At 62.5% G+C, this 23,694-nt stretch carries 25 protein-coding genes; 20 read left to right on the forward strand and 5 right to left on the reverse strand.

Annotated elements, in window-relative coordinates; translation table 11 throughout:
• The first annotated feature begins 65 nt into the window (after positions 1-65).
• From JG747_RS35745 to JG747_RS35755, 3 genes are all read left to right on the forward strand, one after another.
• On the forward strand, positions 66-2,444 hold the full coding sequence (locus JG747_RS35745) for a pyruvate dehydrogenase (acetyl-transferring), homodimeric type (RefSeq protein ID WP_199201998.1): 2,379 nt from the start codon (positions 66-68) through the stop codon (positions 2,442-2,444).
• Positions 2,445-2,568: 124 nt separating this feature from the next.
• Entirely contained in the window at positions 2,569-3,513 is a 945-nt protein-coding gene (locus JG747_RS35750; protein WP_199201999.1) for a GHMP family kinase ATP-binding protein, read from the forward strand.
• The gene (locus JG747_RS35755) at positions 3,507-4,580 is read left to right on the forward strand and encodes a PLP-dependent cysteine synthase family protein (RefSeq protein ID WP_064982056.1); all 1,074 of its coding nucleotides are present in this window, start codon (positions 3,507-3,509) and stop codon (positions 4,578-4,580) included. The genes JG747_RS35750 and JG747_RS35755 overlap by 7 nt, the downstream gene beginning before the upstream one ends.
• Here JG747_RS35755 and JG747_RS35760 read toward each other — a convergent pair.
• Complete coding sequence (locus JG747_RS35760; protein WP_199202000.1) at positions 4,575-5,837, reverse strand: threonine synthase; 1,263 nt, start codon at positions 5,835-5,837, stop codon at positions 4,575-4,577. The genes JG747_RS35755 and JG747_RS35760 overlap by 6 nt on opposite strands.
• A 202-nt stretch (positions 5,838-6,039) precedes the next feature.
• On the opposite strand from JG747_RS35760, the gene JG747_RS35765 reads away from it, so the two are divergent.
• The 3 genes from JG747_RS35765 to JG747_RS35775 all read left to right on the forward strand — a co-directional run bounded on the left by JG747_RS35765 (position 6,040) and on the right by JG747_RS35775 (position 7,884).
• The gene (locus JG747_RS35765; protein WP_064982052.1) at positions 6,040-6,306 is read left to right on the forward strand and encodes a helix-turn-helix domain-containing protein; all 267 of its coding nucleotides are present in this window, start codon (positions 6,040-6,042) and stop codon (positions 6,304-6,306) included.
• 168 nt (positions 6,307-6,474) lie between these two features.
• Positions 6,475-7,203 (forward strand): LuxR family transcriptional regulator, encoded by a 729-nt coding sequence (locus JG747_RS35770; protein ID WP_064982051.1) that lies wholly within the window; start codon positions 6,475-6,477, stop codon positions 7,201-7,203.
• A gap of 66 nt (positions 7,204-7,269) precedes the next feature.
• The gene (locus JG747_RS35775) at positions 7,270-7,884 is read left to right on the forward strand and encodes an acyl-homoserine-lactone synthase (protein ID WP_064982049.1); all 615 of its coding nucleotides are present in this window, start codon (positions 7,270-7,272) and stop codon (positions 7,882-7,884) included.
• 317 nt (positions 7,885-8,201) lie between these two features.
• Here JG747_RS35775 and JG747_RS35780 read toward each other — a convergent pair whose 3' ends face one another.
• Complete coding sequence (locus JG747_RS35780; protein ID WP_244748520.1) at positions 8,202-8,903, reverse strand: hypothetical protein; 702 nt, start codon at positions 8,901-8,903, stop codon at positions 8,202-8,204.
• Positions 8,904-9,072: 169 nt separating this feature from the next.
• Here JG747_RS35780 and JG747_RS35785 point away from each other — a divergent pair, with 169 nt between their 5' ends.
• Entirely contained in the window at positions 9,073-9,711 is a 639-nt protein-coding gene (locus tag JG747_RS35785; RefSeq protein ID WP_064982126.1) for a TetR/AcrR family transcriptional regulator, read from the forward strand.
• Between the two features lie 211 nt (positions 9,712-9,922).
• A complete protein-coding gene (locus JG747_RS35790) occupies positions 9,923-10,621 on the forward strand; it encodes a winged helix-turn-helix transcriptional regulator (protein ID WP_064982047.1) in 699 nt (232 codons plus the stop codon).
• 74 nt (positions 10,622-10,695) lie between these two features.
• On the opposite strand, the gene JG747_RS35795 is transcribed toward JG747_RS35790, so the two are convergent.
• Genes JG747_RS35795 through JG747_RS35805 form a run of 3 tightly spaced genes read right to left on the reverse strand, consistent with a single transcriptional unit; the run spans position 10,696 to position 12,780 of the window.
• Positions 10,696-11,472: an amino acid ABC transporter ATP-binding protein gene (locus JG747_RS35795; RefSeq protein ID WP_064982045.1), complete on the reverse strand. Its 777-nt coding sequence runs from the start codon at positions 11,470-11,472 to the stop codon at positions 10,696-10,698.
• Complete coding sequence (gene ehuD / locus JG747_RS35800; protein ID WP_064982043.1) at positions 11,472-12,131, reverse strand: ectoine/hydroxyectoine ABC transporter permease subunit EhuD; 660 nt, start codon at positions 12,129-12,131, stop codon at positions 11,472-11,474. Before ehuD ends, JG747_RS35795 begins: the two co-directional genes overlap by 1 nt.
• The gene (locus tag JG747_RS35805) at positions 12,121-12,780 is read right to left on the reverse strand and encodes an amino acid ABC transporter permease (RefSeq protein WP_199202001.1); all 660 of its coding nucleotides are present in this window, start codon (positions 12,778-12,780) and stop codon (positions 12,121-12,123) included. The genes ehuD and JG747_RS35805 overlap by 11 nt, the downstream gene beginning before the upstream one ends.
• A 387-nt stretch (positions 12,781-13,167) precedes the next feature.
• On the opposite strand from JG747_RS35805, the gene trbB reads away from it, so the two are divergent.
• The 12 genes from trbB (at position 13,168) to JG747_RS35865 (ending at position 23,635) form a co-directional block, all read left to right on the forward strand.
• Positions 13,168-14,151: a P-type conjugative transfer ATPase TrbB gene (gene trbB, locus JG747_RS35810; RefSeq protein ID WP_064982040.1), complete on the forward strand. Its 984-nt coding sequence runs from the start codon at positions 13,168-13,170 to the stop codon at positions 14,149-14,151.
• Complete coding sequence (locus JG747_RS35815; protein ID WP_064982038.1) at positions 14,148-14,474, forward strand: TrbC/VirB2 family protein; 327 nt, start codon at positions 14,148-14,150, stop codon at positions 14,472-14,474. Before trbB ends, JG747_RS35815 begins: the two co-directional genes overlap by 4 nt.
• Positions 14,474-14,755 carry a VirB3 family type IV secretion system protein gene (locus JG747_RS35820; protein WP_064982036.1) on the forward strand — a complete coding sequence of 94 codons (282 nt, stop codon included), beginning with the start codon at positions 14,474-14,476 and terminating at the stop codon, positions 14,753-14,755. Before JG747_RS35815 ends, JG747_RS35820 begins: the two co-directional genes overlap by 1 nt.
• Before the next feature lie 10 nt (positions 14,756-14,765).
• Positions 14,766-17,216 (forward strand): conjugal transfer protein TrbE, encoded by a 2,451-nt coding sequence (gene trbE / locus JG747_RS35825; protein WP_199202002.1) that lies wholly within the window; start codon positions 14,766-14,768, stop codon positions 17,214-17,216.
• The gene (trbJ, locus tag JG747_RS35830) at positions 17,213-17,971 is read left to right on the forward strand and encodes a P-type conjugative transfer protein TrbJ (protein WP_064982033.1); all 759 of its coding nucleotides are present in this window, start codon (positions 17,213-17,215) and stop codon (positions 17,969-17,971) included. The genes trbE and trbJ overlap by 4 nt, the downstream gene beginning before the upstream one ends.
• A 35-nt stretch (positions 17,972-18,006) precedes the next feature.
• Positions 18,007-18,300, forward strand: a complete 294-nt coding sequence (gene trbK-alt, locus JG747_RS35835) for a putative entry exclusion protein TrbK-alt (RefSeq protein WP_342216831.1) — start codon at positions 18,007-18,009, stop codon at positions 18,298-18,300.
• Between the two features lie 2 nt (positions 18,301-18,302).
• Positions 18,303-19,673 (forward strand): P-type conjugative transfer protein TrbL, encoded by a 1,371-nt coding sequence (gene trbL / locus JG747_RS35840; protein WP_064982029.1) that lies wholly within the window; start codon positions 18,303-18,305, stop codon positions 19,671-19,673.
• A gap of 3 nt (positions 19,674-19,676) precedes the next feature.
• A complete protein-coding gene (gene trbF / locus JG747_RS35845; RefSeq protein WP_064982028.1) occupies positions 19,677-20,366 on the forward strand; it encodes a conjugal transfer protein TrbF in 690 nt (229 codons plus the stop codon).
• Entirely contained in the window at positions 20,363-21,415 is a 1,053-nt protein-coding gene (gene trbG / locus JG747_RS35850; RefSeq protein ID WP_199202004.1) for a P-type conjugative transfer protein TrbG, read from the forward strand. The genes trbF and trbG overlap by 4 nt, the downstream gene beginning before the upstream one ends.
• Positions 21,412-22,569, forward strand: a complete 1,158-nt coding sequence (locus tag JG747_RS35855; protein WP_199202005.1) for a TrbI/VirB10 family protein — start codon at positions 21,412-21,414, stop codon at positions 22,567-22,569. The genes trbG and JG747_RS35855 overlap by 4 nt, the downstream gene beginning before the upstream one ends.
• Before the next feature lies 1 nt (position 22,570).
• A complete protein-coding gene (locus tag JG747_RS35860) occupies positions 22,571-22,795 on the forward strand; it encodes a DUF2274 domain-containing protein (RefSeq protein ID WP_027047861.1) in 225 nt (74 codons plus the stop codon).
• A gap of 531 nt (positions 22,796-23,326) precedes the next feature.
• A complete protein-coding gene (locus JG747_RS35865) occupies positions 23,327-23,635 on the forward strand; it encodes a hypothetical protein (RefSeq protein ID WP_064982124.1) in 309 nt (102 codons plus the stop codon).
• Positions 23,636-23,694: the final 59 nt, after the last annotated feature.

Below are 23,694 nucleotides of genomic sequence, written 5' to 3' on the forward strand. Positions count from 1 at the left end.
CAAGAATAGCCACTTTTGACAGACCTTGGCCGCTATCTTTGAGCGCGATTTCACGGGAGCCGACGATGACGATCCTTTCCGAGCTTGAACGCAAGGTTCTGTGGCTGGCTGTCTGGATGATCCATCATGCCAATCATGTTCGCGGGTCGCAGGACGGCCTCAAGGTCGGCGGTCATCAGGCGTCGTCGGCGTCCGCGTCGACCTTGATGACGGCGCTCTACTTTCAGATCCTCAGGCCTGAAGACCGCGTTGCCGTCAAGCCGCATGCGAGCCCCGTCTTCCATGCCATCCAGTATCTGTTCGGCAGGCAGACGCTCGAGCAGCTGCAGAATTTTCGCGGCTATCGCGGCGCGCAGTCCTACCCGTCACGAACCAAGGATATCGACGATGTCGATTTCTCGACCGGGTCGGTCGGACTGGGCGTGGCGCAGACCTTGTTCTCCTCGCTGGTCCAGGACTATGTCAGGGCCAAAGGCTGGAACGCGGACCAGCCGGAAGGTCGGATGGTGGCCCTTCTCGGCGACGCCGAAATGGATGAAGGCAATATCTTCGAGGCTCTTCTCGAAGGCTGGAAGCACGGCCTGCGAAACACCTGGTGGGTCGTCGACTACAACAGGCAAAGCCTTGATGCGGTGGTGCGCGAAGGCTTGTGGCTGCGCTTCGAATCCATCTTTCGAAACTTCGGCTGGGACGTGGTGATCCTCAAACATGGGACATTGCAACAGGCGGCGTTCGCCGAAGAGGGCGGCGAAAAGCTGCGGTCGTGGATCGATGCATGCCCCAACCAGCTCTATTCGGTGCTGACCTTCCAGGGCGGCGCCGCGTGGCGCCGGCGCCTTCTGGATGACCTGGGGGACCAAGGACCGGTGACCCGCCTGATCGAGAAGCGAAGCGACGACGACCTTGCCGCCTTAATGGCAAACCTTGGCGGCCACGATCTGGCAAGCATCATCGATGCCTTCGAGCAAGCGCGCGGTCATGATCGTCCGACCTGTTTCATCGCCTATACGATCAAGGGCTTCGGCCTGCCGCTCGCCGGCCACAAAGACAATCACGCCGGATTGATGACGCCGGCGCAGGTCGACGCGCTGCGGCAAGGCATGGGTGTACGCGAGGGGCGTGAATGGGACCTGTTCGAGGGCCTTGCATACGATGAGGCCGTGATCCGGTCCTATCTGGCGTCGTCGCCTTTCGCGCAGGCAGCTACCCGTCGCCATAAAACTCCAGCCGTACCCGTGCCGCAGATCCCCTGGGGCGCACAGGCCTCCATGTCGACACAACAGGGCTTCGGCCTCTTGATGCACGAGATCGCCAAGTCAGACAGCGATTTTTCCAAGCGTGTCGTGACCACGTCTCCGGACGTCACGGTCTCGACCAATCTCGGGGCCTGGGTGAACAGGCGGGGCCTGTTCGCGCGCGGCGGACAGGCAGACCTCTTCCGGGAAGAGCGCATTCCCTCTACCTTCAACTGGACGTTTTCGCCGTCGGGACAGCATCTCGAACTGGGCATCTCGGAGATGAACCTCTTCACGATGCTGTCGGCGCTGGGTCTGTCGCACACGCTTCACGGCGAGCGCCTGCTTCCGGTAGGAACGCTCTACGACCCCTTCATCGAGCGTGGTCTCGATGCGCTCAACTATGCTTGCTATCAGGATGCACGCTTTATCCTGGCGGCGACGCCATCAGGCGTGACACTGGCGCCCGAGGGAGGAGCGCATCAGTCGATCGCCACGCCGCTGATCGGCATGGCGCAAGACGGCCTGGCGGCGTTCGAGCCGGCCTATGTCGACGAGCTGGCAGTCATCCTGCGTTGGGCATTCGACTATATCCAGCGCTCCGGCGAGGCCGAGCCCGACAACCACAGCTGGCTGCGCGACCAGACCGGAGGTTCAGTCTACCTCAGGCTGTCCACGCGATCGATCGAGCAGCCGTCACGCCAGATGGAGGATCCGCTGGCGCGCGCCATCGTCGATGGCGCCTACTGGCTGCGCAAACCCGGGCCGAATGCCGCTGTGGTGATCGCCTATTCGGGAGCTGTCGCGCCGGAAGCTGTCCAGGCATTGGGGCTGATGGCGGGTGACCGGCGCGATGTCGGGCTTCTGGCCGTGACCTCGGCCGATCGGCTGAACGCCGGCTGGTCTGCCGCGGCGCGGGCGCGCCAGTATGGCCATCCCCGCGCCACCAGCCATGTCGAGCGCCTGCTGGCTGGTCTGCCCGCCTCATGCGCCATCGTGACGGTGCTGGACGGGCATCCCGCGACGCTCGCCTGGCTGGGTTCGGTCCATGGCCATCGCACGCGCGCGCTCGGCGTCGAGCATTTTGGCCAGACCGGTACGATCGCGGACCTCTACCGGTATTACGGGATCGATGCGCAAGGCATCATGGCTGCGGCGCAATCGGTTTCGGCCGGCCGGCCGCTGAGGCACCTCGGCTCCGCCGCCTGACGATCGGCCAGCATCGCCTCGTCCCCTGCAGGTACAACAGGAAGCCGTCAATACCGGAATTCCTTGAGAGCGGCCGTCAGTCGTCGGCGCCATCTTCCCGCGTGGCGAGAAAGCCTGGGGAAAGATGAAAATGGCTGAGGCCGGCGATCTCATGAGCCGTGGAGCGCTGCCGTCGCCGGTTGGTACGGCGATTGCGATAGCGCATCATGGCGAGCTCATCCAGGGCGTCTTCAAGGATGATGACGGGAGTCTTCATCGCGGGCTCGTGACACTGCCGATCGCCGGCTTGAAATCGGAGGCGCGCTTTGACAGGAGTGACGGCGATGCGGTCGTCGTCACTCCCGACCATAAGGTCAAAGCGGCGGCAGCCGCGCGGCTCACGCTCGATTTCTTGAACGTCACTGGCTGTGGCGAGCTGACGCTTCAAAGCGCAATCCCCGTGGGGCACGGCTACGGCTCATCGACGGCTGACGTTGTCGCTTCCATTCGCGCTGTCGCCGCAGCCGTTAACGTCCAGTTGCGGCCGTCAAGCATCGGGCGTCTGGCCGTGGCTGCCGAGCGCGCCAGCGACGCGATCGCCTTCGATGATCACGCGGTGCTTTTCGCGCAACGCGAAGGCAAGGTGATCGAGAATTTCGGAGGCTCGCTGCCGCCGCTGCTTCTGGTCGGCTTCAAGGCAAATGGCGGGGTTCCGGTCGATACATTGCAGCTGCCGCCCGCACGCTACGACAGTGCCGAGATCCAGGAATTCGGCGTGCTGCGGGCGCTGGTGGCGCGGGCGGTTCGCCTTCAAGATCCCTATCTTCTCGGACGCGCCGCCTCGGCCAGTGCCCTGATCAGTCAACGGCACTTGCCAAAACAGGGCTTCAACGAGATCGCCGAGATTGCCAGACGGGGCGGGGCGTGCGGGGTGCAGGTCGCCCATAGCGGTTCGTTGTTCGGCCTGATCTTCGATCTTTTCGCATCGAATCTGAAGCGACGGGCGGCCCTGGTTGCGCAGCAGATAAGACGTGCCGGCTTCAAGGATGTCGAAGTCCATCTGGTCAATGCGGAGGGCTGGTCATGGTGACCCTCGACGTGGACTATTTCAGGGATCTTGAGACCCCGCGTCTTGCGCGCCTTGCGCCAAATCTAGTGGCCGCGGCGTTTCCGCTGATGAAGCTGATGCCGGCCCGCTTCATTCTGGATCGGGCAGCGTCGAATGGCGAACTGAAGGCAGGCTCCCACATTGTCGAGACGACATCGGGCACGTTCGGCATGGCGGTCGCGCTGCTGGCGGCGGCGCGTGACTATCGCCTTACACTCGTCACCGCTTCAACGTTGATCGATGCCAAATACAAAGCCCGCCTGGAGCGCATCGGCGCCACGGTCATCGCCCTTGACGATCCGCGCGGCGACGGCAACCAGCCTGGCCGGCTGGAGCGCCTCCAGGAAATCCTGGCCAACGAGCCGGACGGCTTCTGGACCCGCCAATACGACAGTCCGGGTAATTGGCTTGCCTATGCGCGGCTGGCCGAACTTTTCATCCGGGCAATGGGCAAGGTTGACTGCCTGGTCGGCTGCGTCGGTACGGGCGGCTCGCTATGCGGCACCGCGTCCTTTTTGCGAACGGTCTTTCCGCATCTGACGGTGTTTGCCGTCGATACCCATCGCAGCATCCTGTTCGGACAGCCCGTCGGCAAACGCATGCTTCGCGGCCTGGGCAACAGCGTTCTGCCGAAAAATGTCAGGCATGAGCTTGTCGACGAGATCCATTGGGTTGGCGCCTATCCGGCGTATAGGACCGCGCACCGCTTGCTGCGCGAGCACGGCCTCTTCATGGGGCCGACCAGCGGCGCCGCCGCGTTGGTGGCGCATTGGGTTGCAACGACCCTTCCGGATGCGCAAGTGGCGGTCATCATGCCTGACGAAGGCCATCGCCATGCCGAGACTGTCTACAACGATGAATGGCTCAGCGCTCTGCCTGGCTGGCCCTGCAAGGAACCGTCCGAGCCAAGGACGCTGACCACCATTGCACCGGCCGCGGAGACGCAATGGACACGCTTTCTCTGGCTGCGTCGCAGTCTCGACGATGTGCTGAAAACGCGCGAAGCAAGCGACGTGCCACCGGCTGTTGGCGCGGCGGAAAATCTATGAAGCGAGATCCAGCCCGTTCTTGTCGAGCCAGCGCCAGGCATCGTCCGTCGTCTGGAAGATCTGATCGTGTTCGTTCGATCCGGCGGACCGATCGAGGTCCTTGAGACCGCTGGCTGTAACGACGGCCACGACACGGTCTGTGGCTGCGATGACACCTTGGTCCTTCAATTTCGATATGGCGATCAGTGGCGTGACCGACGCCAGTTCGGCAAAGATCCCTTCGTCCCGCGCAAGGCGTTCCTGCATCGCGATCAGGCCCTGATTGCTGACGGGGACGGCGTGCCCGCCGGATTCGCGCAGCGCCTTCAGCGCCTGGAAGGTGCTGCGCGGCGTACCGATCGATACGGCAAGGCTGTCAAACAGCATCTTGTGTTCACTCAACGCATCAGTGCCGCTCGCCAGAGCGTCCGCCAGCGAGCCATGCACCTCCGCCGCGACGAGACGCGGCAGGCGCGTGATCGACCCTTGGGTGAACAGCTCGCAAAAGCCAGCCCACACGCCGGACAACGCATCGCCATAGCAGACCGGCAGGACGCACCAGTCTGGCGCCGTCCCGTTTGACTGCTCGACGATCTCGTAGGCGATCGTCTTGTAACCCTCGATGCCGAGTGGGTGGCTGCCGACGACCGGACCGTGATAGGGCGACGCGATGAACCAGTCGTAGCGGGCCGCTGCCTGTTCAAGCAGCGACCATCGGTCCATCTTGCTGACCAAGGGCAGGACCGTCGCGCCATATTTGCGGATCTGCGCCAGCATCGCGCCGGCCGATCCCGCGAAAGTGGTGACGACGCATTTCAACCCGGCGCGGGCAGCGTAGGCCGCCAGCGAGGCGCCGGCGTTTCCAGATGAGGCGGTCGCGACGATTTTCGCGCCGCGCGCGCGCGCCACGCTGACCGCGATGGTCGAGAAGCGGTCCTTGTGCGACCAGGTCGGGTTTCGGCCTTCATCCTTGATTGCAAGCTCAGGCACGCCGAGAAACGCGCCGATGCGCGGCGCGGCAAGCAAAGGCGTCAGCCCCTCGCCGAGGCTCACCGCCTCCGCCTCTGTGCAAGGCAGCATATGCGCAAAACGCCACAGCGAGCGCGAGCTGGTGGCGCCGGCTAAAGGGTCGGGCTGCGGAGCTGCATAGACGGGCGCAAGATTTGCCGGCGCGGTGTCCTGGCAGCGCGCGCATCCCTTGGAGTCGATGGTGACGTCGGCGGGATAGGAAGTGCTGCATCGGATGCAGACGAACTCCAGGACGCGACCTGTGTCCATAACGGGTCGGTTTTGCTCGCCTGGGAGATGCGCGGACATATCGTGTGCGAGGTCGCGAAACGGCCGGCTCGCCATGGCTATTCCTTATCCAGGAAACGATGAAATCGCTGGTTGTTTCAAACAGCCAACAGCAGCGATGTCAATGCGGAATGTGCACTATAGTGTGTCGCACCATAGTGCGCGTCGTAGCATCCGTTGTTTGATGAAACTTCGCGGCGTTTTCGGCCTGAACGTGCAGCGGCTCCGGAGAGAGAGAAAACTCTCTCAGGAGCAGTTGTCTTTCGTTTCGGGCCGCACGCGTGCCTATATCAGCAGCGTCGAGGCCGGCCGGCGCAACGCCACGCTGGATACAGTCGAAATTTTGGCCAAGGCGTTGAATGTCGAGCCGCAAGAGTTGGTTTCGGCAGGCCCGGCAAACAAGCGAGCTATACGGGTGACGAAACCGGCCGCTTCAAAGTCGACCGATTGAAGCCAACCTTCTATAAAGCAGTGCTGACCTGATTTTCACTTGTCTCTTCGCTGTGACATGGGATTGACTCCTTCAGTGTACATTCGATGCGCTTCCTATTGAAGATTGGATCTAGACAGCCATAGGTTGTTTCGCGGGGTAGGGCCTGACTTTGGTTGAGGTCTGTCGATGGAGAGCGAAACTATTGTCGACCTTTTTGCGGCGATCACGAAGATCGACACCGCACGGTCGGCCGATGCAATCCTTCAAGCGTTCCGCGCGGCGATGGAGCATTACGGATTGCGCAATTTTCTGATCACCGGACTGCCCGTGCCGCACGGCACGGACTGGCAGCGAGAGATTCTTGCAGATGGCTGGTCGCCTGAATGGCATCGTCGCTATGTCGCCCAGGAGTATTTTTTGCACGATCCTTGTGTCGCCCAGTGCCGGCACTCGCCAGAGCCTTTCCGATGGGGCGAGCTGCCGGCCGCAAGGCTGGTTCCACGCGCGAAGCTGGTCATGGACGAGGCGGCCGAGTTCGGGATGAAAGAAGGTATCTGTGTCCCCATTCATGTTCCGTTGGCCGGGCCGGGCGTCGTCACGATGGCGAGTGACCGGATGGACGTTCCGCCAAGCGCCATGCCCTTTATCGAGACACTTTGCGTGCATACCTTTCGCAGCCTCTCAGCGCTGGGAACACCCGGCGATCGCGATGAGCCGACGCCCTTGACGGCGCGCGAGCGCGAACTCCTGGAGTGGAGCGCGCAAGGCAAATCCACCGATGACATCGCTTGTATCCTCGGTGTCACCAGGAACACGGTCGAAAGCCATCAGCGCAACATTCGAGGCAAACTCGATGCAATCAACGTGGCGCATGCCATTGTCAAGGCGCTGCGACGGCAGGAAATCCAGATTTAGCAATACCTGAATACCGTCATACGTACGGCAAGTCGATTTTCCTACGACCCTCCGCCTGGAGGCGTCATGGTTCGTATGCATCTGGTCACTTGGGATAACAGGAAGCACTACAGGAAAGTTCTGGAACGCTACTTTCGGATACGGTACGAGATCTACGTGAAGCAGAGACGCTGGCGCGCCGTCGCCCGGCCGATCAACATCGAGATCGATGCCTTCGATAACGAACATGCGCTTTATGTCTTGGCGCTTGATACCAATGGCAAGATCGTAGGCGGCTCGCGCCTCGTGCCGACGCTGCAGCCGCATCTCATGAGCGAGGTCTTCCCGGGTCTCGCTGGCGGCAGGCCGCCGAGAGCGGCTGAGATTTTCGAATGGACGCGCTTCTTCGTCGTTCCATCGCTCCGCACGCAGGGTGCCTCATCGCCGGTCGCCGGCTTTGTTCTTTGCGGTCTGCTCGAGGCCGCACAAAGCCTGGGGATTCGACAGATCAGTGTGGTCTGCGAGGCGTTCTGGCCAAAACGGCTGCGTGCGCTTGGCTGGACGCTGACCGAGCTCGGCGACGTTCTGGAACATCCCGACGGCGACATCATCGCGTTGCTGATCGATGTCACGCCCGAGGCAGTTGAACAGACGCGCCGCGCTTACGGCATCAGCGGCGTCATACTTGCCGACAAGATCTAGAATGATACCCATCGCCAGCTGAAGTTCGCCAGCCGGCGACCGCCAATCGATCGCAAATTGCAGAACTATTCGACGACCATTTTGGGGCCGAGAGCGGAGCCGCAGCTTCGAGCTGCAACTCTTCAAGAGCGGACAATTGGCGTGGGCATCGCACTGGCTGGACCTAAAGGGTGACGTGAGAGCACCCGACAATGGTTAGAGCTTTCAAGTGCCCGGCCAAGTCAGGACCCGGTCATCGCCAGAATGATTCAGATTCGACTTCGGCCTTCGTCAAGCCAATATCGTCGATCATGTGCGCCTGGATATCGGCGGCGAGGTCACAGCGCACCGCGCGTTAAGTGCACATTGGGATCATCGATGGCGGTCGCGCTTCTCCACAGCCAGCCGGCCAACCAAGCGATAGCTATCGCAAGAACCATTAAGCCAAGGTCGAGAGCCCACTCCGGCACGAACGCACGGAGGGCGATAGGCGCCGCGCCAAGGAGATAGAGCGCCAGTGGAATGCGTGGCACGCTTCTTACAACGACAAGAGAAATTACGAACGCAAACGTCCCAATCAAGAAAAGCAGCGAACTGGCGACTAGCGCGACTCCCAATGGCCCGGCTCGTAAGTCGATGATGGTTGTCAGCGGAAGTTTCGAAAATACGAGATTGATCACCACTTCCACTCCTTCCAAACTTGCCAATGCAACGAAATTGAGGACAAACGCGATAGTGCCAAGCCGGCCAGCACGCCGTCCAGAAGCAAGAAACAAACCCACGACAAGACCCAGCGCCAATATCTCTGCAAGGGGCGCCAGAAGTTGCGTCAAATCGGTGGTCGGGATGACCGAGCTGCGCTTGGCCGCGTTGACCAGAAGAATAAGTGCGCTTCCCACTCCGGCGATGGACGCAAGCCGATAAAGCGGAACGTTGGTCACAGCCGCGCTTAAGCTTACCTCCGGCCGAGGTTCTCCGGCTGGGCTGGGGACCGAAATAGACGATTGCAGTGGGTGAGTTTCGGCGTTTCTGGCGAACATGTTCAGCTCCTCCATCTGGGAGTTCGGCAACCGCGAAAGTCGCAGGCCTGTTCCGATCCCATTTGTAATCACTGCTTACATCCTATCATCTTCGTTGTAAACAGCGATTACATCATGCCCGCATCGGTGATACGCATGCATTGTGCAGTTCAAACGAACGAAGGACGAAATGCCAAAGGACAAGACGCCTAGCCGCACTGGCTACCACCACGGCAATCTGCGGCAGGTGCTAATCGATGCTGCGGTTCAACTGATAGAGAAGGACGGGGCCGAAAATGTCAGCGTGCGCGAAGTCGCCAAGCGAGCGGGCGTTTCCCCCGGTGCACCCTTCCGTCATTTCGCGAGTAAGACCGCATTGATGACGGCTGTCGCGGAGCAGGCAATGAGCCGATTCCGCTCGGAGATTACGAACGCCGTCAAAAATGTCGCTACGGACGATTCGATTGAACGCTTTGCCGCTGTTGGAATGGCCTATTTGCGCTGGGCACTTCGAAACCCCACCCATTTCCAAATCATCTCCGCTAGGAGCCTCATTGATTGGGATAGTTCGGAGTCGCTGCGTCGCGATAACGAAGCGGTGCGTGCTTTGATGGAAGGGGCAATGGTAGAAGCTCAGCGACGAGACATGCTCCGGTCAAACGACATAGCAGAGACGCAGATCGCCGCGAGGGCGCTGGTCTACGGGCTCGCACGCATGTGCATTGACGGACACTTTGCACAGTGGGGAGTGACGGGAAACACAGCGGAGCGAACTGCGGAGAATGTCTTAGCGCACTTCGTGACACTGGTTAGAAACGACCGGTCTTGATGAACTACCGGGCTAGGACAAATGTCCGAAACGCGGCGCAAAGCTGCCGTCCACACTCGATGCATTCCCGCTTATCCATAAGCACCCGAAACTTGGGTAGAGGCACGACTCAGAAAGGTTGAAAGGATTCAAAGAAACCCATGGATATTGTCATCGCGCCCATTTGCGCGGTAGTCAGCCTTATGATGTGTCGAACCCGGTTGACGGACTCATGAAGCCGCTGGTCCTGATCTCCTCGAAGGACCCGGATTTTTTCCTGGTTTTCGGGCACATACTTTCGGTAGCGGGGTTCGAGATTCGCCTGATTTCGGGAGATCGGGAAATCGCACGCGCCATCGAGGCGGCATCCCCGCTTGCCGTGATCATGGACTGCCATCCAGGCGACCGTGCGGTGGTCAAACAGGCCACCTGGTTGAAATCTGGCGCGGCAACCAAAGGGACGCCGGTCGTGAGCCTGGTTGCCCCGCGTTCGGGCAAGCTTCATCTCGACTTGATCAAGGCTGGAGTCAACGAGATATTTTCGCGGCCGTTCGCCCCCGAACAGCTTTTGGCCTGGCTGCATGGCAAAGCGGGCCTTGCGAAGCAGTCGCGCGAAACGGATTCGGGTGAGTTGGTTCAGGGCGATTTCCGGCTGGAGCGGCAGACTCACCGGACATTCTTCAGGCAAAAAGAAATCGTGATGCCACCGATCGAGTTCAAGCTTTTGCGCAGTCTTTTGGCGCAGCCTGGCAAGGTCTTCAGCCGCGAGGAACTGGTCGCGACCGCATGGCCTGAACATGCAGCCGCAACCGACGTGCGGGGTGTCGATGTCCATATCGCCAGGCTGCGCAAAAGGCTTCGGGCGTCCGTGGGAAGCGATGTGATCCGGACGGTCCGCTCGGCTGGCTACGCGTTCGCGCCGGACTGGTGACCTGCTCGGCGATTCCGGCATGTGGCGTGCTTGCGCGCCGACTGCCGTCACGCAGGGTCCACACGCGTCGGCTCTCAATGGCTCAGGATGGTATCCAGGAACAGCCGGGCGCGTGGGTGAGCGGCTCGAGAGAAAAAGTCTCTGGACGAGGCATGCTCGACAATGCGGCCTTCGTCCATGAAAACGATCTCATCGGCGACTTCGCGTGCGAAACCCATCTCATGGGTCACGCAGACCATGGTCACGCCGCTTCCTGCGAGCGCGATCATGACGTCGAGGACTTCCTTGATCATTTCCGGATCGAGCGCCGAAGTGGGTTCGTCGAACAGCATGATGCGGGGATTGAGGCAAAGCGCACGTGCGATCGCCACCCGTTGTTGCTGGCCTCCCGAGAGCTGGGCCGGAAAGGCCTGCGCTTTTTCGGGGATGCGGACCGCGGTCAGATGCTGCATGGCGATCTCTTCGGCCTCCCGTGCCGGTTTCAAGAGAACCCGGCGCAGCGCCAGCGTGCAGTTGGCAAGCACCGTGAGGTGCGGAAACAGGTTGAAACTCTGGAACACCATGCCTGTCAGCCGGCGCGCCGTCGCAGTGTCCCGGGCATTTCTTCCCAGTGCTATCCCGTCGAGCTGGATCGTTCCCTTCTGGAAAGGCTCCAGACCGTTGATGCAGCGGATCAAGGTCGACTTGCCCGAGCCGGACGGTCCGCAAACGACGATGCGTACGCCCGGCCGTACGGAAAGATCGATGTTTTTCAAAACCTGCAGGGCGGCGAACCACTTGTTGAGGCCGTCGATCCTAACATGAGGGATCAATTGAACGGCCGCGACTGGATGTGAGGTTTCAGCGAGCATCAGCGACGTCCAGCCGCAAGCAGGCGCTGCTCGATGCGCTTCACGCCGTAAGAGATGAGCAAGGCCAAGGCGAGAAACAGAATGCCGGCAACGGTCAGCGGCTCTGCGTATCGATAGGTCTCGGAAGCGATATCGAAGGCGCGTCCGAGCATTTCGGGCACAGCCAGGATTGCGAGATAGGGCGTCGCCTTGAGGATTGAAACAAGATAGTTGCCCAACGGTGCGGCGATGTTGCGCAACATCTGCGGCGCGATGACGAAAACGACCGTGTCGCGGCGGGTCAGCGACAAGGCTCTGGCCGCTTCCTGCTGGCCTTTGGGAATCGCGTCGATGCCCGCTTTGAACACCTCCGCCAAGTAACCGCTGTAATAGAGGCTCAGCCCCAGTATGCCGACCGTCACGGCGCCAAGCCGGATCCCGTAGAAAGGAAGGACGAAATACAGGAAATAGAGCCAGGCCAGAACCGGCGTCGAGCGGATGAAGTCGATCAGGAAGCGGACGGCGAGGCCAGTCGCACCGCCGCCGCGGCGGATCATTTCGAAAGTGAAGCCGAGCACTGAGGCGCCGAGGCAACTCAAGACCGTTGCGAGCAGGGTCGTCCCGATCGCCCCGATGATCGTCGGGATGGTCGATAGTGCGAAATCGAAGTCAAATCCCACGCGGCGTTCCTCTTTCGGGATTGACCCGCGCCTCGAGCCAGCGGCCGGCAAGTGCGATCGGATAACAGACGACGAAGAAGGCCAGCAGCAGCGCCGAATAAATCGCGACGGGGTCGTAGTCGGTCTGCGCAATTTCCTTGGCGCGGAAGGTCATGTCCGTCAGCGTGACCAGCGAGACGAGGGACGTCGCCTTGACGAGCTGGATAAGGTTGTTGACGAAGGTCGGGCTCATCGCGACCAGCGCCTGCGGCAGCTCGATCAGGAGCAGGATCGCCGGGCGCGAGAGGCCGAGCGCCATGCCGGCCTCGCGTTGCCCCGCCGGAAGAGACTGCAGCCCGGCGCGCACCGCCTGGCTGGCATAACCGCCGGTGTTGAGACCGAGCACCAAGGCACTGACGGTCAGCGCCGACAGAGTGACCCCCATCACCGGCAGCACGTAGTAAAAGAAGAAGAGCAGGACGACGACCGCTGAGCTGCGCCAGAATTCGATCACGGCGGTAACCAGAAAGCGCGTCAAGCCGGTGACCAGAAACTGCGCGACGCCGAAGACGAGCGCGAAGGGGACCGCAAAGAGCAGGCCATAGGCCGTGACCTCTGCGGTGATACCCAACCCCTGCAGAATGCCAAGCCAGATCTCGATCATGCTCACGGGGTGCCAACCCTCTTCGTCGGGGCCGGCGGCGTTGTCGGTATCGTTTCGGCGTGCTTGAGGAGGGCTTTTATGCGCCGAGATATCGCACCCTCCGGACCGGACCTCATGACAACCCTCCGCGCCATAGAAAACGATCGCCCGTAGGGGCAGGCCATCGATGGCTCTCTCATAAACCTCGCAGGAGTCGTGTGTCAATAAACATAGACATATTATTGCGAAAGTTCACATTATGTTGGTCGCTGCCGCCGGCGCCGCCGTTCGCCAGTAATTGCACGCCACGCTACGATGATGGCTGAAACCCGTTGAACCAGACCGCTCCAGGGCTCTTTTGATCGTCCCCGACCGGGCGTCGTCTGACGCGTTCCCGGCTCAAACGGGGACAGGATGGCTATATCGCACAACGATACCGATAGACGCGCGCGCAGCTCGCGCATGCTGCGCACCGCGCTCGGACCAGCCATCGCCCGGTTTCTCGACGACCCCGCGATCGTTGAGGTGATGCTGAATCCGGATGGCCGCATCTGGGTGGACCGGCTTTCGGAAGGTTTGGCCGATACGGGGGAAACACTGGCGCCGGCCGCTGGAGAGCGGATTGTGCGTCTGGTCGCCCATCATGTCGGTGCCGAGGTCCATTCCCGTTCCCCACGCGTCTCGGCCGAGTTGCCGCAGACCGGCGAGCGTTTCGAGGGGCTGTTGCCGCCCGTCGTCGCAGCACCCGCCTTCGCGATCCGCAAGCGCGCCGTCGCCGTGTTCACGCTCGATGACTACGTCGCGGCGGGCATAATGTCAGCCGGCCAGGCCGCGATCTTGCGCGCCGCGGTTGCGGAGCGCGCGAATGTCCTTGTCGCCGGCGGCACATCGACTGGCAAGACGACCCTCACCAACGCGCTGCTCGCCGAAGTGGCGAAAGGGATGGACCGGGTCGTGATCATCGAGGACACAAGCGAATTACAGTGCGCCGCGCCCAACCTTGTCGCGATGCGGACCAAGGATGGCGTCGCCACGCTCGCCGATCTGGTCCGCTCTTCGCTGCGTCTGCGTCCCGATCGCATCCCGATCGGCGAGGTGCGTGGCTCCGAGGCTCTCGACCTGCTGAAGGCATGGGGAACCGGGCACCCCGGCGGCATCGGTACCCTTCATGCGGGCTCCGGCGTGGGCGCGCTGCGCCGCCTTGAGCAGCTCATCCAGGAAGCCGTCGTCACTGTCCCGCGTGCGTTGATCGCCGACACGATCGACCTCGTCGCTGTGCTCGCCGGACGTGGCGCCGCTAGACGGCTTAGCGAACTCGTTCGGGTCGAGGGTCTCGGTCCCGACGGCGATTATCGCATTGCTGACGCCACACCGATCAACCCAGGAGAAATCTCATGATCCGCCTCCTTGCACGCTGCCACCTGGCCGCGGGGGCCACCGCCCTTGCCATCAATCTCCTGGTCGCGTCGAGCGCCCATGCGTCAGGCTCCTCGATGCCGTGGGAACAGCCACTCGAAAAGATCCTGCAGTCGGTCGAGGGACCGGTTTCCAAAATCATGGCCGTCATCATCATCATCGTCACCGGCCTGACGCTGGCTTTCGGCGACAGTTCGGGCGGCTTCAGGCGGCTCATCCAGATCGTTTTTGGCCTATCGATCGCGTTTGCCGCGTCGAGTTTCTTCCTGTCGTTCTTCTCGTTCGGCGGCGGAGCGTTGATCTGATGACAAGCGCTCTTGAACAACTCGACGCGGTGCCGGGGTGGACGGTGCCCGTCCACAGGGCGCTGACGGAGCAGATCCTGCTCGGCGGCGCGCCGCGCGCAATCGCGATCCTTAATGGCACGCTGGCGGGCACGGTCGGTCTTGGGCTGCGGCTGTGGCTGGTCGGTCTCCTCATATGGGCAATCGGACATCTGACGGCGGTATGGGCCGCCAGGCGCGATCCGTTGTTTTTCGAGGTCGGACGCCGGCACTTGCGGCTGCCCGGGCACCTGTCGGTTTGAGGACGCGGCCGTGATGAGCCTTCATGAATACCGCCGGACAGCCGCTCGCCTTGCCGACTATCTGCCTTGGGCAGCTCTCGCCGCGCCGGGCGTCGTGCTCAACAAGGACGGAAGTTTTCAGCGCACCGCGAAGTTTCGCGGGCCCGATCTCGACTCCGCCGTCGCGGCCGAGCTTGTGGCGGTGGCATCGCGCATCAACAATGCCTTTCGTCGCCTCGGCTCGGGCTGGAGCATCTTCGTCGAAGCGCAGCGGCATGAAGCGGCCTCCTATCCCGAGAGCCAGTTCGCCAATGCAGCCTCCGCGCTGCTCGATGCCGAGCGCAAAGCCGACTTCGACGAGGCGGGGGTTCATTTCGTATCGAGCTACTTTCTCACTTTCCTGTTCCTGCCGCCGCCCGAAGACGCCACGCGCGCCGAGGGATGGCTTTATGAGGGGCGCAACCAGTCGTGCGCGGATCCGGGCGAGATCGTGCGCGCCTTTGTCGACAGGACAGAGCGCGTGCTGTCCCTGCTCGACGGGTTCATGCCGGAATGCCACTGGCTCGATGACGGCGAAACGCTCACCTATCTGCATTCGACGATCTCGACCAAGCGCCATAAGGTGCGCGTCCCCGAGACGCCGATCTATCTCGATGCGCTGCTGGCCGATGAACCGCTCGCCGGCGGGCTCGAGCCGCGGCTTGGCGACAAGCATCTTCGCATGCTCTCGATTGTCGGCTTCCCGACCGCCACAACACCCGGCCTGCTCGATGACCTCAACAGGCTGGCCTTCCCCTACCGCTGGTCGACCCGCGCCATCCTGCTCGACAAGGTCGACGCTGTCCGCCTGTTGACCAGGATTAGGCGGCAATGGTTTGCCAAGCGCAAGAGCATCGCCTCGATCCTGAAGGAGGTGATGACCAACGAAGCGTCAGCCCTCCTTGACACCGACGCCGCCAACAAGGCGGCCGACGCCGATACGGCGTTGCAGGAGCTCGGCGCCGACATGGCGGGTATGGCCTATGTCACCGCGACCGTCGCCATCTGGGATTCCGAACCACGCGTCGCCGACGAGAAATTGCGCCTTGTCGAAAAGGTCATCCAGGGCCGCGACTTCACGGCGATTGCCGAGACCGTCAACGCCGTCGACGCCTGGCTCGGCTCCTTGCCTGGGCACGCCTATGCCAATGTCCGCCAGCCTCCCATCTCAACGCTCAATCTCGCCCACATGATGCCCCTGTCCGCCGTGTGGGCGGGGCCGGAACGGGACGAGCATCTGGTCAGTCCTCCCTTGCTTTACGGCAAGACCGAAGGCTCGACCCCGTTCCGGTTGGTCCTTCATGTCGGCGATGTCGGTCACACACTCGTCGTCGGACCCACTGGCGCCGGCAAGTCGGTGCTGCTCGCGCTGATGGCCCTGCAATTCTGCCGCTACCGCAACGCTCAGATATTCGCCTTCGACTTCGGCGGCTCTATCCGCGCGGCGGCGCTCGCCATGGGTGGCGACTGGCACGATCTCGGGGGGCAGCTTACCGAAGGCATGGATGCCTCCGTTTCGCTTCAGCCGCTCGCCCGGGTTCATGACACGTACGAGCGCGCCTGGGCGGCTGACTGGATCGTTGCGCTGCTGACGCGCGAGGGCGTCCCAATCACCCCGGACGCAAAGGAGCATATCTGGGCGGCGCTGACGTCGCTTGCCTCTGCTCCCGTCGAGGAGCGCACAATCACCGGGCTCAGCGTGCTCTTGCAAGCCAATGACCTGAAACAGGCGTTGCGCCCCTACTGTGTCGGAGGCGCCCACGGCCGTTTGCTCGACGCCGAGGCCGAACATCTCGGCCAGGCATCCGTCCAGGCCTTCGAGATAGAAGGGCTGGTGGGCACGCAAGCCGCGCCGGCTGTTCTGTCCTATCTGTTCCATCGCATCGGCGATCGGCTCGATGGGCGTCCAACGCTGCTCATCATCGACGAAGGCTGGCTTGCCCTCGACGACGAGGGGTTTGCCGGGCAGTTGCGCGAGTGGCTGAAGACGCTGCGCAAGAAGAACGCCAGCGTCGTCTTCGCCACGCAGTCGCTTGCCGATATCGACAATTCGACCATCGCGCCGGCGATCATCGAAAGCTGTCCAACCCGGCTGTTGTTGCCCAATGAGCGCGCGGTTGAGCCGCAGATCACCGCCATCTATCGGCGCTTCGGCCTGAACGACCGCCAGATCGAAATCCTGGCACGAGCGACACCCAAGCGCGATTACTACTGCCAGTCCCGCCGCGGCAACCGTCTCTTCGAGCTCGGCCTGTCCGAGGTCGGGCTGGCACTTTGCGCCGCGTCCTCGAAGGGCGATCAGGCCCTGATTGGCAGCATCATCGCCGAGCATGGCCGCCACGGCTTCCTGGCGGCCTGGCTGCGTGCCCGCGACGTCGGCTGGGCCGCCGACCTTATTCCCAACCTGACCCTTCCCGAACCTGAAAAGGATCCGCAACCATGACTGTTCATCAAAGCCGCCCACGCGCCATCTTTCTGGTCGCGGCAATGCTCGCCGCGCCGGCCGCCATCTCACCCATGATGACGGCGCCAGCTTATGCCCTCATCGTGTTTGATCCATCGAACTATTCCCAGAATGTTCTGACGGCCGCGCGTTCGCTGCAGCAGATCACAAACCAGATCACCTCGCTGCAGAACCAGGCCCAGATGCTCATCAACCAGGCGCGCAACCTGGCGAGCCTGCCTTTGTCCTCGCTCCAGCAACTGCAACAGTCGGTGCAACGCACGCAACAGCTTCTCGGGCAAGCACAGAACATCGCCTTCGACGTCGAGCAGGTCGACAAGGCCTTTCAGCAGCAATACGCCAGCGTCTCGCTCTCGGCATCCGACCGAGAGCTCGTCACGGACGCGCGCTCGCGCTGGCAAAACACGGTGGGCGGCCTTCAGGACGCCATGCGCGTCCAGGCCGGTGTGGTTGGAAACATCGAGACCGGCCGGGCGCAGATGTCGGCGCTGGTCGGCGCCAGCCAATCGGCGACCGGAGCTCTGCAGGCGACGCAAGCTGGCAATCAGCTTCTCGCGCTCCAGGGCCAGCAGCTCGCGGATCTGACCGCTGTGGTCGCTGCCAACGGCCGCGCACAGGCTCTGACTGAGGCCGAACGGGCTGCCGCGGTCGATCAGGGACGCGAGCAGCGGCGCCGCTTCCTCACTCCAGGCTCGGGCTACGAGGCCGGCTCGGTCCAGATGTTCAACCGCTGAGGTCGAAGGCCATGGACGGAAAAACGCTCGCTCGCATGGCGGCTGTCATCTTTGTCGCGGCCGCCGCCACGGCGGCGGCGCTCGGTATGAGCCGGAAGGAGGACAAGCCGGCGGGCCAGCGCCCGCGCGCAACCTCAGCCTACATGCCAAATCCGCTTCACGACGGTCTGCGCCGCTGCCAGGTCCTTGGCGAGGCTGCCCTGCGTGATGATGGATGCGCGCGGCTATGGGCCGAACAGCGCGATCGCTTTCTTGGTCTCAAAGAGCCATCGGGGCGTTCAATTGTCGAGCCGGACGCGCCGGATGCTGCCCTGCACGAGGCCCGATAGACATGGGCAATACCGGTGTCATCGACCAATTCCTGGCCACTTTCACCCGCTACATCGACAGCGGTTTCGGCTTGCTCGGCGGCGAGGTCGCCTTCGTCGCCACCACGCTGATCGTCATCGACGTGACGCTCGCCGCGCTCTTCTGGAGCTGGGGCGCTGATGACGACATTCTTGCACGGCTCGTCAAGAAGACGCTCTTCGTCGGTGTCTTTGCCTATCTGATATCCAACTGGAACGGTCTCGCTCAAATCGTGTTCGAGAGTTTCTCCGGTCTTGGTCTCAAGGCGAGTGGAACGGGTTTCTCGGCACAGGACCTGCTGCACCCCGGCAAGGTGGCGCAAACCGGTCTCGATGCGGGACGACCATTGCTTGAGGCGATCTCCGGTTTGATGGGCTACGTCTCCTTCTTTGAAAACTTCATCCAGATTGTTTGCCTGCTCTTTGCCTGGGCGCTCGTCCTGCTCGCCTTCTTCATCCTGGCGGTGCAGCTCTTTGTGACGCTGATCGAGTTCAAGCTGGCGACGTTGGCCGGCTTCGTGCTGATCCCCTTCGGCCTCTTCGGCAAGACGGCCTTCATGGCCGAACGCGTGCTCGGCAACGTCATCTCGTCCGGCATCAAGGTTCTGGTGCTTGCCGTGGTGATCGGCATCGGGTCGACGCTCTTCGGCGAATTCACCCAAGGCTTTGGCGGCGAGAGCCCCACCATCGACCAGGCCATGGCGATCGTGCTGGCGGCGCTGTCGCTGCTTGGCCTCGGCATCTTCGGTCCCGGTATTGCCAACGGCCTCGTCGCGGGTGGACCGCAGCTTGGCGCCGGTGCGGCCGTTGGCACCGGCCTTGCGGCGGGGGGCATGTCGGTTGCGGGCTATGGCGCCGCCGGCCTGGCAGCGCGAGGCGGGACGACCGCATTCTCGGGCGCTGTGTCAGCCGCTCGTGGCGCCACGTCACTCGCTGGCGGCGCCTCGGCCGCTTATACGCTTGGCGCCGCCGGCCAGACTGGCGCGGCAGGCATCGCCTCCGGTTTGGGCGGCATTGCGCGTGCTGGCGCTACGGCAGCCTCCTCCCCCCTCAAGCGTGCTGCCGCAAACACCGGTCAATCGCTTAAGTCCAGCTTCACCTTCGGCGCCAGTTCGGCGGCTGAAATCACCGGCGGTTCGTCGACCATGGGAACGATCGGTGGTGCCGCGGTGTCAACCGATGCTCCTGCGTCGGGCGCGGGCAAGCCATCGAGCGCTCAAGGGCAGCCGGAATGGGCCAGACGCTTGCAGCGCTCTCAACGCCTCTCTCATGGCGCCCAGACCGCTGCCCACGCGGTACGCGCCGGCGACAGCCATGGCGGCGGAGCTTCGATTTCTCTTTCTGAAGGCGAATGATCCATGAACATCTTCAGGCGACCCGACGTCCACTACGGCAAGACCCCTCTCCCCCAAACCCCCTATCAAAAGGCGGAGCAGATCTGGGATGAACGCATCGGCTCTGCGCGCGTGCAGGCACGCAACTGGCGCGCCATGGCGTTCGGGTCGCTCATCTTGTCGGCAGGCCTTTCCACGTCACTGGTCTGGCAATTGGGCCGCGGTACTGTGGTGCCCTGGGTCGTGCAGGTCGACAAGATGGGCCAGGTTCAAGCGACCGCGCCCGCGATCGCGGATTACAAGCCGACTGATCCCCAGATAGCGTGGCATCTCGCCCGCTTTGTCGAACAGGTGCGCTCCATCCCCGCAGACCCGATTGTTCTGCGCCAGGACTGGTTGCGCGCCTATGATTGGACCACCGACCAGGGCGCCGCAGCGCTCAATGACTATGCTCGCGCCAACGATCCTTTCTCCAGGGTCGGCAAGCAGCAGGTCGCGGTGGATATTTCTTCGGTCATCAGGGCTTCACCGGGCTCCTTTCGTGTCGCCTGGATCGAGCACCATTACGAAAACGGCCAGCTTTCCGGCACCGAGCGCTGGACCGCGATCCTGACGATCGTGACACAGATGCCAAACGACGCCGAACGTCTTCGCGCCAATCCGCTCGGCATCTACGTCAACGCCATCAACTGGTCCCGGGAGATGACCCAATGAACCTGCCATTGTGTGTCATCGCCACTCCGGGTTTGACAAGGTCGGCGTTTGCCGTGGTGTTGCTATCTGGCTCCATACTTGCCGGTTGCGCCATGCCGCAGAAACCACCTCAGATCTCCTATGATGCCTACGTGCCGCCTTTGCCCGCCGCTCCGGCAGCCGCGCTCGATGAAAGACCAAAGCCGCTGCACGTTCCACCAGGGTGGGTCGCGACCCGCGGCGGTGTCGCCGGCAGCACGCCGGTGGCGCGCGTCGAGAACGCCAACGCGGCGGCGCGGGTCCAGCCGCGTCGTGAGGGCTATTACAACGCCATTCAGATTTATCCCTGGAGCGAAGGGGCACTCTACCAGGTCTATGCCGCTCCAGGACAGATAACGGACATCGCGCTTGAGCCTGGCGAAAGCCTGACCGGCGAAGGTCCGATCGCGGCGGGCGATACAGCCCGCTGGATCATCGGTGACACCGAAAGCGGAGCGGGCGTCGCCAGGCGCGTCCATGTGCTGGTCAAGCCTTTGCGCTCGGACATCAACACCAATCTCGTCATCACCACCGACCGGCGCAGCTACATGATCGAGCTCCGATCGGGCGAGAAGCCGTATATGCCAGCCGTGTCATGGGCCTATCCCCCTCCGCCGGCGGGACAAGCGCGGGTAATCTCGGCGACACCGGTGATTCCCGCCATTGCCGAACGCAAATACCGCTATGGTCTCACCGGCGACGCGCCCCCCTGGAGGCCTGTCGGCGTCTATGACGACGGCAGGCGGGTCTATGTCGAGTTTCCAGGCGGGATCGTGCAAGGCGAGATGCCGCCCATCTTCGTCATCGGCCCGGACGGCGAGGCCGAGATCGCCAACAGCCGCGTCTACCAGAACACCCTGATCGTCGACCGTCTCTTTGGCGCGGCGGAATTGCGGCTTGGCAGCGGCAAGCGGCAACAGACGGTCAGGATCGTCCGCACCGATGCGAGGAGAGGTCTGTGGATCTCAGGCACCAACGCGGCGCCGAATGCAAAGAACGCATTTCGTCAAAGGGGAGGGGAGCAATCATGAAGGAGAACGAAATCCCGGCTGCCCCCATGCGGCATCGCGCCGATCCGCCGCGTGTCACGCGCCTGTCCCGCAAGGTGCTCGCCGGCATCGGCCTAGGTGCATCGCTTGGCGTCGGCGGCGCGCTGATCTACGCGCTTCAGACGGGTGAAACGCGCAGGCATGGCGACGAGCTCTACTCGACGTCGAACAGACAGCCCGCCGACGGACTGGCCAGCCTGCCGCGCGACTATACCGGTCCCGTTCTTGGGCCGCCGCTGCCTGGCGATCTTGGCCGGCCGATGCTTGATGCCCAGAACAAGGGACAGCCCGTCGTGCCGCCAACGATCGCCACACCCATGGTCGATGAGGCGGAACAGCGCCGGCGGACCGAAGAGGAGGCGGCCCGAATCTCGCGTGTCTTCTTCCAGACAGGGCAGTCAACCGCGGCGATGGCCGAAACCCCGCCCGGAGGAACTTCCCCGCCTAACCTTGGCGGCCCCGACCTTGCCGGTCAGATCGGCCAGTCGACCACGCAGGACCGCCAGCTCGGCTTTCTGAATGCGGCCGCTGATCGGCGCACCGTGGCGCCGGATCGCGTCACGCCGGCGGTATCGCCCTATGTGCTCCAGGCAGGGGCCGTCATTCCGGCAGCACTCATCACCGGCATCCGTTCCGATCTGCCCGGTCAGATCACCGCGCAGGTCACCGAGAATGTCTATGACAGTCCCACGGGTCGCTCGCTGCTGATCCCGCAAGGCACGCGTGTCATTGGCCAGTACGACAATGGGGTCGGCTTCGGCCAGCGTCGCGTGCTGCTCGTCTGGAGCAGGCTGGTCTTTCCCAACGGCCGCTCCATTGTTCTTGAACGCCAGCCTGGCACTGACACCCAAGGCTATGCCGGCCTTGAGGACGGCGTCGACTACCATTGGGCCGACCTGTTCAAGGCGGCCGCACTCACCACCATCCTCAGTGTCGGTGCGGAGGCCGGCTCGTCCGGCCAGGAAAGTGACACCGTGCGCGCCTTGCGCGGCGGCGCCTCCGACAGTCTCAGCCAGGTGGGCCAGCAGATCGTCCAGCGCCAACTTAACATCGCACCGACATTGACGATACGACCGGGCTTTGATGTGCGTGTCGTCGTTACGCGCGATCTCGTGCTCGAACCCTATGGAGGCTGAAATGGCCAAGCTGAAACTCGGTCCGATTGCAGATGACAAGCCGGTTAAGGTCACGGTGGAACTGCCTGCGCCGCTGCACCGCGATCTGTCCAGATATGCTGAGATCCTTGGCCGCGACGCGGGGCAGCCTTCCACGGATCCTCTTCGCCTGATTGTGCCCATGCTTGAGCGATTCATCGCGACGGATCGGGGCTTTGCCAGAGCCAAGCAGGAGCGGAAAGGTTGAGCGCCACGCCGCATGGCAAAACGAGCAATGCCAAAAAGACGCGGTCGCGTATAGTCATCAATATGCTTAAGACCGTTTGAAATGTCGGACGCGGTCTTCGAGAACAGCTCGATCGCCAACGCTGCTGCCAGTTCGCAGACGTGGGCGACAGGCGCCAAAGTCGATCTGTGATTGCTCAGCCTATCGCAGCCCCGTACTGGAGCCAAGGGACACAATACCCGCGACGAAATAAACATATCGGGCAAGAACCACCGTCAACGCCGGTCGCGCACTCACCAACCTCGTAGCGGCCATGAAATGCGCGATTGGAGGTGTCCATCTCCAAGATAGACAGCGCGACGCGCGATCCAGGTCGCGAGCGCCCTGGCAAGGACGAAGCCATACCCCGCGGGGCCTTCAAGCGCCCAACGAGGAGACCGCGGCGGCAGATGGGAGGCCGGAGGCCAGCGTCAAATAGGATCGCGGAGCCTGCGTCAACGGAACTTCCCGCGCGGAATGTCATTCTCAGAGAGACGCGCAAAGGACTTGAATATGGTTCTGGTGGAAATACTGCTCCCCTTGAGCGACAATTCCGGGACACCTTTCCCAACGACGCTTTACCGTGACGTTCAAGAACGTCTCGCTGAGAAATTTGGCGGTGCGACCGCTTACATGCGTTCGCCGGCCAATGGCTTGTGGCACGAAGGCGGAGGCGGCAGCCACCACGATGACGTCGTGTTGTTCGAGGTCATGGCCGAGACTCTGGAAGCCACGTATTGGCAAACAGTGAAGGGGAAGCTCGCGGAGGAATTCCGCCAGAACGATATTGTCGTGAGGGCGACCAATATTACGCGCCTCTAAAACCTTCGACGGGTTTTAGGATTTGAACGAACCTGTTTGCGCGATGCCGAGACTGCATC

Source organism: Mesorhizobium sp. 131-3-5 (genome assembly GCF_016756575.1).
GTDB classification, from domain to species: Bacteria; Pseudomonadota; Alphaproteobacteria; order Rhizobiales; family Rhizobiaceae; genus Mesorhizobium; species Mesorhizobium jarvisii.